This window comes from Frankia sp. ACN1ag (assembly GCF_001414035.1).
Taxonomy (GTDB): Bacteria; Actinomycetota; Actinomycetes; order Frankiales; family Frankiaceae; genus Frankia; species Frankia torreyi.
Genome location: NZ_LJPA01000008.1, coordinates 13,649 through 29,984, shown reverse-complemented (window position 1 = coordinate 29,984; position 16,336 = coordinate 13,649). Strand labels below are relative to the sequence as shown.

General features: G+C 73.9%; 10 protein-coding genes and 2 pseudogenes. 11 read left to right on the top strand and 1 reads right to left on the bottom strand.

Translation table 11 applies throughout. From position 1 onward, the window contains the following. Position 1 precedes the first annotated feature (1 nt). The 11 genes and pseudogenes from mreD (at position 2) to proB (ending at position 16,116) form a co-directional block, all read left to right on the top strand. Entirely contained in the window at positions 2-544 is a 543-nt protein-coding gene (gene mreD, locus UK82_RS08855) for a rod shape-determining protein MreD (RefSeq protein WP_044882927.1), read from the top strand. Beyond that, entirely contained in the window at positions 541-2,889 is a 2,349-nt protein-coding gene (mrdA, locus tag UK82_RS08850; protein ID WP_055406860.1) for a penicillin-binding protein 2, read from the top strand. The genes mreD and mrdA overlap by 4 nt, the downstream gene beginning before the upstream one ends. A 109-nt stretch (positions 2,890-2,998) precedes the next feature. Continuing rightward, a pseudogene (locus tag UK82_RS36660) lies at positions 2,999-3,219 on the top strand (rod shape-determining protein RodA); the annotation flags it as partial. A 1-nt stretch (position 3,220) separates the two neighbouring features. Next, positions 3,221-4,249, top strand: a 1,029-nt coding sequence (gene rodA, locus UK82_RS08845; RefSeq protein ID WP_236705683.1) for a rod shape-determining protein RodA, incomplete at its 5' end; no start/stop codon positions are given. Positions 4,250-4,435: 186 nt separating this feature from the next. After that, positions 4,436-6,481 (top strand): TIGR03960 family B12-binding radical SAM protein, encoded by a 2,046-nt coding sequence (locus UK82_RS08840; protein ID WP_044882930.1) that lies wholly within the window; start codon positions 4,436-4,438, stop codon positions 6,479-6,481. Next, a complete protein-coding gene (locus tag UK82_RS08835) occupies positions 6,465-7,226 on the top strand; it encodes a TIGR03936 family radical SAM-associated protein (RefSeq protein ID WP_044882931.1) in 762 nt (253 codons plus the stop codon). Before UK82_RS08840 ends, UK82_RS08835 begins: the two co-directional genes overlap by 17 nt. A gap of 115 nt (positions 7,227-7,341) precedes the next feature. Beyond that, positions 7,342-11,391 carry a ribonuclease E/G gene (locus UK82_RS08830; RefSeq protein ID WP_044882932.1) on the top strand — a complete coding sequence of 1,350 codons (4,050 nt, stop codon included), beginning with the start codon at positions 7,342-7,344 and terminating at the stop codon, positions 11,389-11,391. A 1,173-nt stretch (positions 11,392-12,564) separates the two neighbouring features. After that, positions 12,565-12,882 carry a 50S ribosomal protein L21 gene (rplU, locus tag UK82_RS08820; RefSeq protein WP_041939020.1) on the top strand — a complete coding sequence of 106 codons (318 nt, stop codon included), beginning with the start codon at positions 12,565-12,567 and terminating at the stop codon, positions 12,880-12,882. A gap of 5 nt (positions 12,883-12,887) precedes the next feature. Continuing rightward, positions 12,888-13,157 (top strand): 50S ribosomal protein L27, encoded by a 270-nt coding sequence (rpmA, locus tag UK82_RS08815; RefSeq protein WP_009739808.1) that lies wholly within the window; start codon positions 12,888-12,890, stop codon positions 13,155-13,157. Positions 13,158-13,345: 188 nt separating this feature from the next. Continuing rightward, positions 13,346-14,995 carry a GTPase ObgE gene (gene obgE / locus UK82_RS08810; protein ID WP_055406859.1) on the top strand — a complete coding sequence of 550 codons (1,650 nt, stop codon included), beginning with the start codon at positions 13,346-13,348 and terminating at the stop codon, positions 14,993-14,995. A gap of 8 nt (positions 14,996-15,003) precedes the next feature. Continuing rightward, a complete protein-coding gene (proB, locus tag UK82_RS08805) occupies positions 15,004-16,116 on the top strand; it encodes a glutamate 5-kinase (protein ID WP_044882934.1) in 1,113 nt (370 codons plus the stop codon). A 43-nt stretch (positions 16,117-16,159) separates the two neighbouring features. Here proB and UK82_RS41415 read toward each other — a convergent pair. After that, positions 16,160-16,335: pseudogene (locus tag UK82_RS41415) on the bottom strand (hypothetical protein); the annotation flags it as partial. Position 16,336 lies beyond the last annotated feature (1 nt).

Below are 16,336 nucleotides of genomic sequence, written 5' to 3'. Positions count from 1 at the left end.
CATGTGGGACATCGTCGGCTCCGCGGACACCCTGCGCGCCCGCACCTTCGTCGCCGCGATCGCGCTGCTGTCGGTCGCGCTCGTCGTGCAGGTCTCGATCGTCGCCCGGTTGGGCCTGCCCGGCGGCCGGCTGGATCTCGTGCTCGTCCTGCTGGCGGCGATCTCGCTGATTGAAGGTCCGCTGGTCGGGGCAGTCAGTGGGTTCGTGGTCGGGGTGTTGGCCGATCTGGCGTCAAGTCACGTTCTCGGCCAGTCTGCTCTCGTTATGTGTCTGGTCGGTTACGCTGTTGGTCTGGTGATGGATGCGACGGAGCGGTCGGTGGCGGTGCCCCTCGCGGCGATCGCCGGGGCCTGCATGGCGGGCACCCTGGGCTACGCGGCGACGACCTCGATCTTCGGCGAGGCTGCGCTGACCGGCGGTGAGGCGGTGGTCCGCGCGCTGGCTGCCGGCATCTACGCGGTGCTGCTCACCCCGTTCCTGTTTCCGTTGCTGGCCGCGGGCTCCCGGCGGTTGTCCGGGCGCCCCCGGCGGGGCGGCCGATGAACGATCGGATGCGGATCCGCGTCCTGCTGTTGCGTGTGCTGGTCCTGTCGCTGCTGGCGACCCTGGGCGCACGGCTGTGGGTGCTGCAGGTCCTCGACGGGGACCACTACCGCCAGGTCGCCGAGACGAACCGGGTGCGCGAGGTCGTGACCCCGGCGACCCGCGGGATGATCCTCGACGACCGCGGCCAGCCCCTGGTCCGCAACCGCACCTCGCTGGTCATCTCGGTGAACCGGTCCGCGACGGACCGGCAGGCCGACCACGGCAAGGCGGTCCTCGCCCGGCTCGCCGGCGTGATCAACACGCCGGCCGACGAGCTGACCCGGCGGATCAGGTTCTGTACCGCCCAGGTGAAGCCGCCGTGCTGGAACGGCTCGCCCTACCAGCCGGTCCCGGTCGCCAAGGACGTGAGCCCCCAGCAGGCGCTCGCCGTCATCGAGCATCCGGATCGCTTCCCGGGCGTGTCGGCGGATCTGCAGGCCGTGCGCGAGTATCCGCACGGCTCGCTGGCCGCCCACGAGCTGGGGTACCTCGCCCCGGTCACCCAGGACCAGCTCGACAAGCAGGGCGACGAGAAGGGCTACCACCTCAACAGCCTGATCGGCGTCGCCGGCCTGGAGAGCACCTACGACGACGAGCTGCGCGGCACCGACGGGGTGGAGCGCCTGGAGGTGGACCGCTTCGGCCGGGTGGCCGGCACCGCGTCGACCACCGCGCCGGTCAGCGGCGACCACCTTGTCCTCAACCTCGACCTCGGCGTCCAGCAGGCGACCGAGCAGGCGCTGCAGGACACGATCAACCAGCTCGGCGGCGGCAACCGGACCGCGTCGGCGGTCGTCCTCGACGTGCGCACCGGCGGCGTCGTCGCGATGGCCAGCCTGCCCTCGTACAACCCGTCGGTGTTCGTCGGTGGCGTCTCCGAGCAGGACTACCGGGCCCTGTCGGACCCCGCCAACGGCATCCCCCTGCTCTCGCGGGCCTACCAGGGCTCGGGCGCGGCAGGTTCGACCTTCAAGGCCATCTCCACTGCCGTCGCGATGCAGAACCTGGGCGCCAAGGGCGACCAACGCTACGACTGCGCCCCGACGCTGCAGATCGGCGACCAGGTCTTCCACAACTTCGACGGCGAGTCGGCCGGGCCGATCACCCTGCACCAGGCGCTCGTCATCTCCTGCGACGTCATCTTCGACCAGTTCGCCTACGACTCGTGGCTCGCCGACGGCGGTCTGCGCAACGGCCGCGGGCCCTACTCGCCGCCGAAGGAGTACTTCGTCCGGATGGCCCAGGCCATGGGCTTCGGTAAGGCCACCGGCCTGGACCTGCCCGGGGAAGCCAAGGGGTCGGTGGTCGACCGCGCCGGTGCGAAGGCGATCTGGGCGGAGCTGAAGGACTCCTACTGCCGGCGGGCGAAGAACGGCTACCCGGAGGAGTCCGACCCGGTCAAGGCGGAGCGGTTCCGCAAGTACGCGGCCGAGGCGTGCGTGGACGGCTACCTCTACAACGCCGGCGCGGCCACCCAGTTCGCGATCGGCCAGGGGCAGTACCTGTCGGTGAGCCCGCTGCAGCTCGCCACGGCCTACGCCGCGATCGCCAACGGCGGCACCCTGTGGAAGCCCACCCTGGCCAAGGCGGCAGTCGCCCCGGACGGCCGGGTGGTGCAGACCTTCCCGCCGCGCAAGGCCGGGACGCTGCCGGTCTCCCCGGAGATCCTCGCCTACATTCGCGGCAGCCTGGCCGGCGTCACCACCGAGGGCGGCGGCACGGCGACCGGCGTCTTCGCGGACTGGCCGAGCACCATCGTCCCGATCGCCGCCAAGACCGGCACCGCCGAGGTCGAGGGCAAGGGCGACACCTCGTGGTTCGCCTCCTTCGCCCCGGCCAACGACCCGCGGTTCGCCGTCGTGGTGACGATCCCGGACTCCGGCACCGGCGCCGAGTACGCCGCCCCGGTCGCCAAGCGGATCTACCAGGCCATCTACGGCGTCGGCCAGGCGGCGGCGATGCCGGGCGGACAGCCCCCGGCCGCCCTGCCGAAGATCAACCGAGACGGGACGATCGCGGCGACGTCGCTGCGGGTGCCGCCGGTCGGGACCATCGTGGCGGCGCCCGTGTCGGCGCCGGGTCGAGGGCCCGTCGTGGGAGCACCGGCCGGCAGCCCGCTCGCGGTGCTGCCCGCGCTGTCGACGACCGCCGACGTCGCCCGCACCGGCCCCGGGCTGGCGACCGGTGCGACCGGCCCGGCCGCCTGGCATCCGCCGCCCGGGAGCGCGGGGCCGCCCGCCGCCGTCGGCGTCCTGTCGTCGGCGCTGAGCCGAGCCCCGCCCGCGGGCACCGCGCGCCCGTGACCCGCCCCGCCGGACCGCCCGGCGTCGGCGTGGTCCCGGGCGGGCGCGGACGGCCGGGCGATGTTCGGGAGGGCGGTGTCCGGCCGGACGGCGTTCGGGAGGGCGGTGGATGAGAGGAGGCGTTGTGAACCAGGAGGCGGGACCGACCGCGCTGCGTTCGTCCCCGGTACCCGTCCGAGGGCGGATCGGGCAACTGCGGGACCGCGCCTCCGGGCGCCACTCGCCGTTGCGGCGGCTCGACTGGACGTTGCAGCTCTGCGTCATCGGCCTGTCCGTCGTGGGCGCGCTGCTGGTGTGGTCGGCGACCCGCCAGCGCCTCGGCGAGGCTGGNGGCGATCCGCAGACGTTCCTCAAGCGCCATCTGCTGAACCTCGCCATCGGGCTGGTGCTCGGCGCGGTCGCGACCGTCGTCGACTATCGGGTACTACGCGCGTACGCACCGTTCGTCTACCTCGGCTCGCTCGTCGGGCTCGTGGCGGTGCTGCTGTTCGGCTCGACGATCAACGGCGCGCACTCGTGGATCGTGCTGCCCGCCGGCTTCCAGCTCCAGCCGTCGGAGTTCGCCAAGGTGGCGCTGGTCGTGGGCGCGGCGATGCTGCTGGGGGAGCAGCACGAGGATCGCCACACCGGGATCCGGCACAGCGCCCCCGGTCACGGCGACGTCCTGCTCGTGCTCGGGCTCACCGTGGTCCCGATCGCACTGATCATGCTCCAGCCGGACTTCGGCACGGTCATGGTGCTGGTCTTCACCACCCTCGGCATGCTGGCGGTCAGCGGGGCGCCGCGGCGATGGGTGCTGGGACTGATCCTGTGCGGGGTGCTGTTCGGCGGCGCGATCCTGCAGTTCCACCTGCTCCAGCCGTACCAGGAGGCCCGGCTCACCTCGTTCGTCTCCGAGAACAAGGCCTCCTCGGGCACGGGCTACAACGTCGCCCAGGCCATGATCGCGATTGCCAACGGCGGCATCCACGGCCGCGGTCTGCTGCACGGCCAGCAGACTCAGGGGCAGTTCGTCCCCGAGCAGCAGACCGACTTCGTGTTCAGCGTGGCCGGCGAGGAACTGGGTTACCTCGGCGCGGGCGGGATCATCGTGCTGCTCGGCGTCGTGCTGTGGCGGGCGCTGTCGATCGGTTTCGCCTCCCAGGACTCCTTCGGCGCGCTGATCGCCACCGGCGTGGTCTGTTGGTTCACCTTCCAGTCGTTCGTCAACGTCGGCATGTGTCTGGGGATCATGCCGGTCACCGGCCTGCCGCTGCCGTTCCTGTCCTACGGCGGCTCGTCGATGTTCGCCAACATGATCGCCGTCGGCCTGCTCCAGAACGTCCGCCTACGCTCGCGTTCCGACCCCTACGCTCTGTAGTCGCCGCCCGTCGTTCCCTGCTTATCCCAGGGACGAATCGGGTGCGGAGGCCGCCGGATAAGCAGGGAGTCTCCGTCCAAAGAGGCAACTTGGGCGTACGGGCCGGTGGCTGGGCAAAGGAGTCGCCGAGGTCCGGCGATCGCGCGGGCCCGTGGCGGGGTGCCGCCGTGCCGTAGGCTCGCCTGCATGTCCGGACAGTCGCTGTTCGCTCGCCTGGAGCCGCTGCTCCCGCGGGTGCGAAGGCCCGTGCAGTATGTCGGCGGCGAGGGGAACTCCATCGTCAAACCCTGGGACGCCGCCGCGGTGCGCTGGGCCCTGATGTATCCGGACGCCTACGAGGTCGGCCTGCCCAACCAGGGGCTGCAGATCCTGTACGAGATCCTCAACGAGCAGCCGGACGTGCTCGCCGAGCGGACCTACTCGGTGTGGCCCGACCTGGAGGCGCTGCTGCGCGAGCATGGCCTGCCGCAGTTCACGGTGGACGGCCACCGGCCGGTGGGTGACTTCGACGTGCTCGGCGTCAGCTTCTCCACCGAGCTCGGCTACACCAACATGCTCACCGCGCTCGACCTCGCCGGGATCCCCCTGTACGCCGAGCGCCGCGGCGAGTCCGCCCCGCTGGTCGTCGCGGGCGGGCACGCCGCGTTCAACCCGGAGCCCATCGCGCGGTTCGTCGACGCCGTGGTGCTCGGCGACGGCGAGCAGGCCGTGCTCGGCATCACCGACGTGATCCGCGCCTGGAAGGCGGCCGGCGCCCCCGGCGGGCGCACCGAGCTGCTCGCCCGGCTCGCCCGTCGACGGCTGGTCTACGTGCCGGCGTTCTACGACGTCGCCTACCGGCCCGACGGCCGCATCCAGGCGGTCACCGCCAACCGCGACGACATCCCGGCCCGGCCGACCAAGCACACGCTGTCCGACCTCGACTCCTGGCCGTACCCGAAGGCGCCGCTGGTCCCGCTCGCCGAGACGGTGCACGAGCGGATGAGCGTGGAGATCTTCCGCGGCTGCACCCGGGGCTGCCGGTTCTGCCAGGCCGGGATGATCACGAGGCCGGTGCGGGAGCGGAACATCGAGACCATCGGTGCCATGGTCGAGGCGGGGCTGCGGGCCACCGGCTTCAACGAGGTCGGCCTGTTGTCGCTGTCCAGCGCCGACCACACCGAGATCGGCGAGATCGCGACCGGTCTCGCCGACCGTTACGACGGCGGCAACGTCTCGCTGAGCCTGCCCTCGACGCGGGTCGACGCCTTCAACGTCACGCTCGCCAACGAGTTCTCCCGCAACGGCCGGCGCAGCGGGTTGACGTTCGCCCCGGAGGGTGGCTCGGAGCGGCTGCGCAAGGTCATCAACAAGATGGTCAGCGCCGAGGACCTGGTGCGCACCGTCAGCACCGCCTACGCCCACGGCTGGCGTCAGGTGAAGCTCTACTTCATGTGCGGCCTGCCGACCGAGACCGACCAGGACGTGCTGGAGATCGCCGATCTCGCCCGGGAGGTGATCCGGGCCGGCCGCCGCGCCAGCGGCCACCGCGACATCCGCTGCACGGTCTCGATCGGCGGCTTCGTCCCGAAGCCGCACACCCCGTTCCAGTGGGTGGGCCAGGCGTCGCACGAGGTCACCGACGCGCGGCTGAAGCTGCTGCGGGACACCGTGCGGGCCGACAAGGAGATCGCCCGGGCGGTCGGGTTCCGCTACCACGACGGTCGTCCCGGCATCATCGAGGGCCTGCTGGCCCGCGGCGACCGCCGCGTCGGCGCGGTGATCGAGCGGGTCTGGCGCGAGGGAGGTCGGTTCGACGGCTGGAACGAGCACTTCTCGTTCGGGCGCTGGGAGTCGGCGTGCGCCGCCGAGCTCGAACCGCTCGGGGTCTCCCTCGACTGGTTCACGACCCGTGAGCGCGACGAGCGCGAGGTGCTCGCCTGGGACCATCTCGACGCGGGCCTCGACCGGGACTGGCTGTGGGCCGACTGGCAGGAGGCGCTGCGCGAGACCGAGCTCGACGACTGCCGGTGGACCCCCTGCTACGACTGTGGCGTCTGCCCCACGATGGGGACGGACACCCAGATTGGCCCGACCGGCCGATCGTTGCTGCCGGTGGTGGGCGTGTCGGCGGGTTCTCCGGTGGTCACCGGCCCGGTTGCGGCCGAGGCCGCGGAGGCCGGCGCCGGCGCCGGGCCAGCCGGCGACCTTCGGCTCGACCCCGCGGCGGTGGGTAGTGGCACGCCGGCCTGAGGGGCCGCCGCCCCCGCCGGTGGTCCAACGGGTTCGCCTGCGCTTCGCGAAGCGGGGCCGGCTGCGATTCCTGTCACATCGGGATGTGGCCCGCACCTTCGAACGGGGGCTGCGTCGGGCGGCGGTGCCGATGGCGTACTCGGCGGGTTTCAGCCCGCACCCCCGGATCTCCTGGGTGGGCGCCGCGCCCACCGGCGCCGCGAGCGAGGCCGAGTACGTCGAGCTGGCGCTGGCCGCGACGGTGGAGCCGGCGCGGCTGCAGGCCGCCCTGGACGCGGCGTTGCCGCCCGGACTGGACGTGGTGGGCGCCGTGGAGGCCGAGGGAGCCGGGCTCGCGGAGCGGATCGACGCCTCCCGGTGGGTGGTGCGGCTGCCGGGGGTCGCGGAGCCCGAGTTGCGCGGCGCGGTGGCCGAGCTGCTGAGCCGTGACGTCGTCGAGGTCGAGCGGGCGACCAAGGACGGCCGGCGCCGGTTCGATGTGCGTGCGGCCATGGTCTTGGCCGTTTGTCGTGCAGGGAACGACACGTGTGCGATACTGGAGATGGTCGTGCGGCACACGACGCCCGCTGTGCGACCAGACGACGTGCTGACCGCCCTTGGCGTGGTAGCCGGTCTGCGCCCGTCGGTGCCGCCCGAGCCAACCCGGCTGGAGCAGGGCCGACTGCGCGAGGATAGGACGCTGGCGGACCCGCTGGCGCCGGACCGCAACGACGCTGGCCGGCTAGCAGGTCGGTCATCAGCGTGATGCAGGGCGTCGCAGGCTTTCCCGGCAGCACCCGAGCCGGACCGAGACATTGGCTTCTGCGCGGCCGCGACTGCACCAGGCAGCGCGCCCGGGAGCCCGAGAGGCTTCTTAACCCGTGCCCGACGATGATCTGACCACCCAGACCGAATCCGAATCCACCCGCCCGGCGCCGCGTCGGCGCAGGGCCGCAGGGCGGGCCGCCGGTCCGCCCCCCGAGCACCCGGACGGGTCCGCTCCCGACGGCGCCGTGGCAACCGCCGCCCCGAGCGTGACCAACGACGCGGCCGGCCCCCCGGCCCCCGCGGCCGTTTCCGGTGAGGACACCACCCCCTCCGGGGAGCCGCCCTCGGCCGACGCGCCGGCCACCACCCGGCGGCGGACGAGGACCAGCTCCACGACGCGCACCCGCTCGACCCGCGCAACCAGGGCAAAGGCGGACGACGCGAGCGATGCGGCCACGGTCGACCCGGCTGCGGCTCAGGTGGCTGCCACGGCCGATCCGGCCGTCTCCGGCGCCGTCCCGCCCGTCGACCTCGCCACGTCGCCGGCCGCCGCGCCCGCCGACGCCGCCACGGCTGCCGGTGGCGGCGCGACCGAGGGTGTCGAGCCCTCGGCGCCGGCCCGGCGTACCCGTGCGACCCGCAGCCGCCGTGCCGTCCGTGACGTCGCTGCGGCGGAGATCCCGACCCCGGTCGAATCCGTGATCGGTGCCGACGCGACAGCGGCAGGATCGTCTGCCGCCGCCGGCACCACGCCGGCCCCGGCCGTCGCCGCGGGCACCGCCACCGCTGCCAGCACCGAGTCCCGCTCGGCGCCGGCCCCGATCTCGCCTGTCGCCGGGGCGCCGTCCGGAGAGACCGCGGCTGCGCCGCCCGTCGAGGACACGCCGAAGCCCAAGCGGACCCGTGCCCGCCGAGCCGCGTCCGGCCCGGTGACGGCACCGGTCGCACCCCCCGCCGCCGAGGCCTCCGCCTCTACCACCGAGGCCTCTGCCACCGAGCCGTCCGCCGTCGAGCCGTCCGCCGTCGAGCCGGCGCCGGCCGTCACCGCGCCCGCCGAGGCCGGGGGTGGCGAGCCCACCAGGACCCGAGCCACGCGTACCCGGACCACCAGGCGTCGCGCGACGGCTGCCAAGGGTGCGCCCGCCGAGGCCGCGTCCGGTTCCGCGCCGGCAGCCGAGGTGTCGGCCGCCGGATCTTCGGCCGCCGACGCTCCCCCCGGCCCGGCCCCGGCGAGCGAGGTTCCGGCCGACGAGGTTCCCTCGGCCGCCGTCGCCGAGCCGTCCGCGGTCACTGAGCTGTCGGCCGGTGCCGAGCCGCCTGTCGTCGACGCCGCCGCCCAGCCGTCCGGCGTCTCCGAGCCGCCGGCCACGGGCACGCCGCTCGGCTCGACTCCCGTCTCCGCACCCGCCGGAGGTCAGGCACCCGCCGAGGGCGAGCCGGTGCAGCCCGAACCGGCTGCCGCCGAATCGGCGTCGGCCGGCACCCGCACCCGGACGAGGACCCGGCGGGTCACCGCCCCGACCTGGGCCGGCATCGGCGACGAGCCGCCCGTCGAGCCCGTCTCCCGCCCGGCGGCTCGCCGCCCGGTGGCGATGGTGACCTTCCAGGCGCCGGAGCCGGCGGCCGTCGAGGCCCGCTGGCGGCGCGCCGACGCCGCGGACGAGGCGGGATCCGCCGCCGAATCGGCGCCGACCGCCGTCGCCGAGCGGCCCGCCGAGCCGGAGCTTGCCGACGAGGACACCGACACCGACATCGTCACCGAGGAACTCACCGCCGTTGACGAGGACGGGGAGTTCGACGACGACGACCAGGGCGGCGGGTCGGGTTCCACCCGCCGCCGCCGTCGTGGCCGCCGGGGTCGTGGCCGGGCCCGCGGAGACGAGGACGGCACCGAGACCGACGTCGAGGACGGCGTCGGCGAGACCGACGAGGCCCCGCGCGCCGCGGACGCCACCGATCGTCCCGGGCGCGGTGGCGAGCTGGAGCCGGCCGCCGCGGACGGCGGCGAGGCGGCGGAGCGCGCCGACGACGGCGACGACGAGGACGAGGACGATCGAGCGGGCGGTTCCCGGCGCCGACGCCGACGGCGCCGGCGTGCCGGCGGTGACGAGCCGGCGGTGGTCGACGACCCGCCGAACACGGTCGTGCACGTGCGGGAGATCCGCCGGGACGATGACCTGGTCCGCGGACTGAGCGGCTCGACCCGGCTGGAGGCCAAGCGGCAGCGGCGGCGGGAGGGCCGGGACAGCGGTCGGCGCCGCCCGCCGATCGTCACCGAGGCCGAGTTCCTCGCCCGCCGCGAGGCGGTCGAGCGTCGCATGATCGTGCGTCACGCGGGCGACCGCACCCAGATCGCCGTGCTCGAGGACAGCGTGCTCGTCGAACACTTCGTCACCCGGGCGAGCTCCGCGTCCTACGCGGGCAACGTCTACCTCGGCCGGGTGCAGAACGTGCTGGCCAGCATGGAGGCGGCGTTCGTCGACATCGGTAAGGGCCGCAACGCCGTCCTGTACGCCGGCGAGGTCAACTACGACGCCTCCGGGCTCGACGGCCGTCCCCGCAAGATCGAGCAGGTGCTCAAGTCGGGGCAGTCGGTCCTGGTCCAGGTCTCCAAGGACCCGATCGGCCACAAGGGCGCCCGGCTCACCAGCCAGATCAGCCTGCCGGGCCGCTACCTCGTGTACGTGCCGGACGGCCAGAACGCCGGCATCAGCCGCAAGCTGCCCGACACCGAGCGGGCGCGGCTCAAGAGCATCCTCAAGAAGATCACGCCCGAGGACGGCGGCGTCATCGTGCGCACCGCCGCCGAGGGTGCCAGCGAGGCCGAGCTCGAACGCGACATCGAGCGGCTCGCCGCGCAGTGGGAGGACATCGAGCGGCGGGCCAAGAAGGCGTCGGCGCCGGCCCTGCTCTACGGCGAGCCGGACCTCGTCGTGCGGGTGATCCGCGACATCTTCAACGAGGACTTCACCGAGCTGGTCGTCCAGGGCTCCGGCGAGGCCGCGACGATCGAGGAGTACATCGACGCGGTCGCCCCCGACCTGCGTCCGCGCATCCGCCGCTACACCGGGTCCGGGGACGTCTTCGTCGACTACCGGGTGGACGAGCAGCTCGCCAAGGCGCTGGACCGCAAGGTCTGGCTGCCGTCGGGCGGGTCGCTGGTCATCGACCGCACCGAGGCGATGACGGTCATCGACGTCAACACCGGCAAGTTCACCGGCAAGGGCGGCAATCTCGAGGAGACCGTCACCAAGAACAACCTGGAGGCCGCCGAGGAGATCGTCCGCCAGCTCCGGCTGCGGGACATCGGCGGGATCATCGTCATCGACTTCATCGACATGGTCCTGGAGAGCAACCGGGAGCTGGTCCTACGCCGGCTCACCGAGTGCCTCGGCCGGGACCGCACGCGGCACCAGGTCGCGGAGGTGACGAGCCTCGGCCTGGTCCAGATGACCCGCAAGCGGGTGGGCCAGGGCCTGTTGGAGGCGTACAGCGAGCCGTGCGTGCACTGTAACGGCCGTGGCGTGCTCATCCACCTCAACGGCGGCGGTGGCGGGCACGCCCACCCGGCGGCCGGTTCGGTCGCCGCCGGGTCCGGCGCCGGCCAGTCCGAACCGGCCGCGGTCGGGTCCGGGTCCGGTGGGTCGGGCCGGCGCTCGCGCGGCGCCGCCACCCGCGCTGCCGGCGGCCCCGCGCTCGTCGCGGCTGCCTCGGTCGGCGCTCCCGCCGGGGACACCGAGGTGGCGGGTGGCGCCGTGTCGGCGGCGGACCTCGTCCAGCCGGCCGCGGCGGACAACGACGACGCCGGCATGGCGCTCGGCGATGCCGGGGGCGCCCCGGACTCGCCGTCGGCACCCACTGGCGTGGTGGCGGACGCTGCCGCTGCCGGGCCGATCGTGGCAGTGAACGGCAACGGCCATGTTCCCGCGGGGGCGGTTGCGGTGACCGCCCCGACGGCTCCCCTCGCGCAGACCGGCGGCGGGGACTCGGCGCCGCCCGTGTACGCGAACTCCGACGACCCCGACAGCCTCGCCACCGCCGACAGCGGTGTGGCTGCGGGCAAGCCCGTCCGGAGCCGGCGGCGCCGGGCGTCCCGTCCGGTGTCGAAGCCGGCCGAGTCACTGGAGTCCGTGCCGCCCTCGGCCGAGTCCACCGGCACCTGACCGGACCGGCGGCCGGCAGGCGTGCCGCCGCCGAAGTGGCACAGGCATGCGAGCCCAGGTAGGTCGCCCTTCCCCTCCGGATCCCTCCGGGCGGGAGGGGCGGCCACCGGGTGACGCGGCCGGGAGGCAGCCTCAGGCGGCGGTTGGACCGGCCGGAGTCTGGGACGTGGCCGGGCCGGAGCGGACGAACCCGCGGCCCGGGTTCTCCCGCATCAGCAGATCCAGGGTGGCCCGGGAGCGGGACAGCGCGACCTCGACGGCCTGATGGGCCCGCCCCGGGTCACCCATCTGCAACGCGTACGACGCGATCGTCAGCGACTGGACGAGATCGTCCTGATCGGCGAGGTCGGGACTCATCCACTGGCGCGGCGAGCCGTCCTGCCCCGTCTCCCCACCTACCGGCTGCGTCACGGGCACTCCCCAGGCGGCAGGATCCCGGCGCCGCAGCGCGATCCACCCCGCCGCCAGCGCGGTCCCCACCAGCCAGCAGGCACCGGCCCAGGGCGGCACACCGGCGAAGGCGGTGAGGGCCAGGCCGACCACCACCAGCGCTGCCAGGGCGCCGGTCGCGGCCGGCACCGTGCCGGGAACCGAGCCGTGGCGGCGGGCCGCCTCGGCCGCTGGGCGGCATGCCACGGCGAGCGCCATGGCGGTTCCGGCCCCCGCGGTCCAGACGAGCAGTTGCCAGACCATCCCCATCNCCCCCGGCGCGACGTTGTCTCCCGCCATGTTGTCTCCGGCGTCGAAGCCTCACGATCCATCGTGGAACTGCGCCATGCGGACGATCCATGCTTCTCCTTCCTCGGCCCGCTCCACCATGGCCCGTCCGGGTCATCCAGAGATATGGCCCGCGTGCGGGGGACGGTGGGGTGCGACCGGGGTGACCGGTCCGGTGGGGATCCGGCCGGATCCCCACCGGGAAACGCCGACCTCGCCGTCTCCGTCGGCCCGTCCGGCACCCGGCGGGCACTGCCGTCGCGGCTCCCGGTCGTCACCCCCGCGGCGATGACCTGTAAGGTGGAGTCCGCGCGTTCATCCGGACTGGGCCCGGCCCACCGGAAGAGCCGCCTGACGGCTGCTGTGCGGCCGTCGGCGGCGGGGGGCGTACCCAAAGCTCCGCGGGGAACGTAGTTCCGTGCGGTCACAGCGGTTCAACAACAGCAGGGAGATCTGGTGTACGCGGTCGTTGCCAGCGGCGGCAAGCAGCACAGGGTCGCCGTCGGCGATGTCGTCGACGTCGAGCTCCTTTCCGGGAAGCCGGGCGCGGCCGTGAACCTTCCGGCGCTCCTGCTCGTCGACGGCGACTCGGTCACCCACGAAGCCGGCGCGCTCGCGTCCGTCGAGGTGACCGCCGAGGTGGTCGGCGTCGTCAAGGGTCCGAAGATCCGGATCCACAAGTTCAAGAACAAGACCGGCTACCACAAGCGTCAGGGCCACCGCCAGAAGCTGACGCGTCTCAAGGTGACCGGCATCGAGACCGGGAAGGCCTGAGCGAGATGGCGCATAAGAAGGGCGCGAGCTCCTCGCGCAACGGTCGGGACTCCAACGCCCAGCGGCTGGGCGTGAAGCGCTTCGGCGGCCAGTTCGTCAAGGCCGGCGAGATCATCGTTCGCCAGCGCGGCACCCACTTCCACCCCGGTGAGCTGGTCGGCCGAGGCAAGGACGACACGCTGTTCGCGCTGTCGGCCGGTCACGTGCAGTTCGGCCACCGGCGTGGCCGCCGCGTCGTGAACGTGGTCGAGCAGGTGGCGGCGCCCGCCGCCTGACTCGATCGGGCGGTGATGCCGACCGGCTGAGCCAGGCCTGGCTCAGCCGTCCCGGCGCTTGCCGCCTCGGAGACCCGAGCACACAGCCGCGCGCATCATCCCGCCTGGGTTTGGTGCGCGCGGTTTTGGCATGCATGTGACGACGGTCCGCAGACCGTACGAGATGGACCAGGGAAGAGGGAGCAGCGATGCCGACCTTCGTCGACCGGGTGGTGTTGCACGCGGCGGCCGGCGACGGCGGCCATGGCTGCGCCTCCATCCACCGGGAGAAGTTCAAGCCGCTGGGCGGTCCGGACGGCGGTGACGGCGGCCGCGGCGGCGATGTCCGTCTCGTCGTGGACCCGAGCGTGACCACGCTGCTCGACTTCCACTTCCATCCGCACCAGCGGGCCTCGCGCGGCCGACCCGGCCAGGGCTCGAACCGGAGTGGCGCGGACGGGGAGGACCTCATCCTCCCCGTGCCCGACGGCACGGTGGTCCTCACCGGCGACGGCGAGCAGCTCATCGACCTGGTCGGGGCGGGCAGCGCGTTCGTGCTCGCTCGCGGCGGCCGTGGTGGTCGGGGGAACGCGGCGCTGGCCTCCGCCCGCCGCAAGGCCCCCGGATTCGCCGAGCTCGGCGAGCCCGGCGAGTTGCTCGACGCCGTCCTGGAGCTCAAGACGGTGGCCGACGTCGCGCTCGTCGGATTTCCCAGCGCGGGGAAGTCGTCCCTGGTGTCGGTGCTGAGCGCCGCCAAGCCCAAGATCGCTGATTACCCGTTCACCACCCTCGTGCCCAACCTCGGGGTAGCCCAGGCGGGGGATCACCCGCCGTACACGGTGGCGGATGTCCCGGGCCTCATCCCCGGGGCGAGCGAGGGGCGCGGCCTGGGCCTGGAGTTCCTCCGGCACATCGAGCGCTGCTCGCTGATCGTGCACGTGCTGGACTGCGCGACCCTCGAGCCGGGACGCGACCCGCTGTCCGATCTCGACGTCATCGAGGCCGAGCTCGCGGCCTACTCCGCCGACCTGTCCGACCGTCCCCGGCTCGTCGTCCTCAACAAGATCGATGTGCCCGACGCCGCCGATCTCGCCGACCTGGTCACCGCCGATCTGCGGGCCCGAGGGCTCGACGTGTTCGCGGTGAGCAGCGCCACCCGGCGGGGAGTGCATGCGCTGTCGCTGGCGTTGGCGGAGCGGGTCGCGGCGCTGCGGGCGGCGGCGCCGAGCCGGTCCGCGACCCGCGTCGTCCTGCGTCCGCGGGCGGTGAACGAACCCGACTTCACCGTGACGTCTCTCGGCGACGGTTTTCTCATCACCGGGGCGAAGCCGCAGCGGTGGGTGCGCCAGACCGACTTCACCAACGACGAGGCCATCGGCTTCCTCGCCGACCGGCTCGCCCGGCTCGGGGTGGAGAAGGAGCTCGCCCGCCTCGGCGCGACCGCGGGCGTCGAGGTCACGATCGGCGACGTCACCTTCGACTGGGAGCCGACCCTGAGCGGCGGCGGGCTGGGCGGCGTCGGGCTGGTCGGCGGCGGGAACGCCGCCGAGGATCGGCTCGGCGTCGACGAGCCGGGCGCGGGTGCCCAGGCCGTGGCGGTGGGGGAGCGGCACCCGGACGTCCCGACCGTGCCCCCGCGCCCCGCGGGTCGCGCGGCGGCCCCGGTGGCGGCGTCCCTCGGGCCCCGCGGCAGCGACGACCGGCTCAGCAGCTCGGTCCGGCTCACCCGGGCCGAGCGGATGGCCCGGGCACGGCGCGCCCGCCTGGGCGACGCCGACGCCGTGGGTGCCGACGCCGTGGGTGCCGATGCCGCGGGTGCCGACGCCCGGACGGGCGGCGCCGTCGACGCGGACGCGTAGGCGCCGACATGCGGGCGTTCGTGGCCGACGCGCAGCGGGTCGTCGTCAAGGTCGGGTCGTCCTCGCTGACGACGGCGGCGGGCGGACTCGACGTCGCCCGCCTGGAGGGGCTCGTGTCCGCGCTGCTGCCCAGGGCCGGGCAGCTCGTGCTCGTCTCCTCCGGGGCGATCGCCGCCGGTCTCGCCCCGCTGGGGTTGGCCCGCCGGCCGCGTGACCTCGCCACCCAGCAGGCCGCGGCCAGCGTGGGGCAGAGCTCCCTGGTCCACAGCTACGCCTCAGCCTTCGGCCGGGCGGGCTTCCGGGTCGGCCAGGTGCTGCTGACCGCCACCGACGTCATCCGCCGCACCCACTACCGCAACGCGCGTACCGCGCTCGACCGGCTCCTCGAACTCGGCGTCGTTCCGATCGTCAACGAGAACGACGCGGTGGCCACGCAGGAGATCCGCTTCGGCGACAACGACCGCCTCGCCGCGATCGTCGCCCACCTGGTGTCCGCCGACCTGCTGGTGCTGCTGTCGGATGTGGACGGTCTCTACGACGCCAACCCCCGCCACGGGCCGGCGAACCTGCTGCGCGAGGTCCGCTCGGACGCAGATCTCGCCGGGCTCACCGCCCGCGGGACGGGCACCGCCGGTGTCGGCGTCGGCGGCATGGCCACCAAGATCGAGGCCGCCCGCATGGCCGCGTCCGGTGGCGTTACCGCGATCATCACCTCGGCGGCGAACGCCGCGCCCGTGCTGCGCGGCGAGGAGGTCGGGACGGTGTTCCATCCCACCGGCCCGCGTCGGGCCTCCCGGCTGCTGTGGCTGGCGCACGCCACCGCGCCGGAGGGGCTGCTGCGCCTGGACGACGGGGCCGTCGCGGCCGTCGTGCGGCGGCGGGCGTCGTTGCTGCCCGCCGGGGTCACCGGCGTCGAGGGCGACTTCGCCGCGGGCGACCCCGTCGACCTCGTCGCTCCCGACGGGCGTCCGGTGGCCAGAGGGCTGGTGGCGTTCGACGCGGTGGAGCTGCCGGCGATGCTGGGGCGGTCCACCGCCGAGCTCGCCGCCGAACTGGGCCCCTCCTACGAACGGGAGATCGTGCACCGGGACGACCTCGTCCTGCTGCTGCCGACCCGCTGATCCACCGCGCCGCGCCTCCGCGCCTCCGGGCCGGCCGGACGGTTCAGGGAGTGGTCTCGACGCGGCTGCCGTTCGTGCCCTTGACGACCCGGATCTGGTTCGGGATGCGCTGGCGCAGGTCGGCGACGTGGCTGACGACCCCGACGAGCCGGCCGCCGGAGCGCAGCTCGTCGAGGACGCCCATCACCTCGTCCAGGCTGTCGGGATCCAGCGTCCCGAN

What these genes read in the sequence shown, in the direction of transcription:
- obgE (WP_055406859.1), top strand. Translation starts at nt 13,346, where the DNA reads ATGCCGACCTTCGTCGACCGGGTGGTGTTGCACGCGGCGGCCGGCGAC.
- rpmA (WP_009739808.1), top strand. Translation starts at nt 12,888, where the DNA reads ATGGCGCATAAGAAGGGCGCGAGCTCCTCGCGCAACGGTCGGGACTCC.
- proB (WP_044882934.1), top strand. Translation starts at nt 15,004, where the DNA reads ATGCGGGCGTTCGTGGCCGACGCGCAGCGGGTCGTCGTCAAGGTCGGG.
- mrdA (WP_055406860.1), top strand. Translation starts at nt 541, where the DNA reads ATGAACGATCGGATGCGGATCCGCGTCCTGCTGTTGCGTGTGCTGGTC.
- mreD (WP_044882927.1), top strand. Translation starts at nt 2, where the DNA reads ATGTGGGACATCGTCGGCTCCGCGGACACCCTGCGCGCCCGCACCTTC.
- UK82_RS08840 (WP_044882930.1), top strand. Translation starts at nt 4,436, where the DNA reads ATGTCCGGACAGTCGCTGTTCGCTCGCCTGGAGCCGCTGCTCCCGCGG.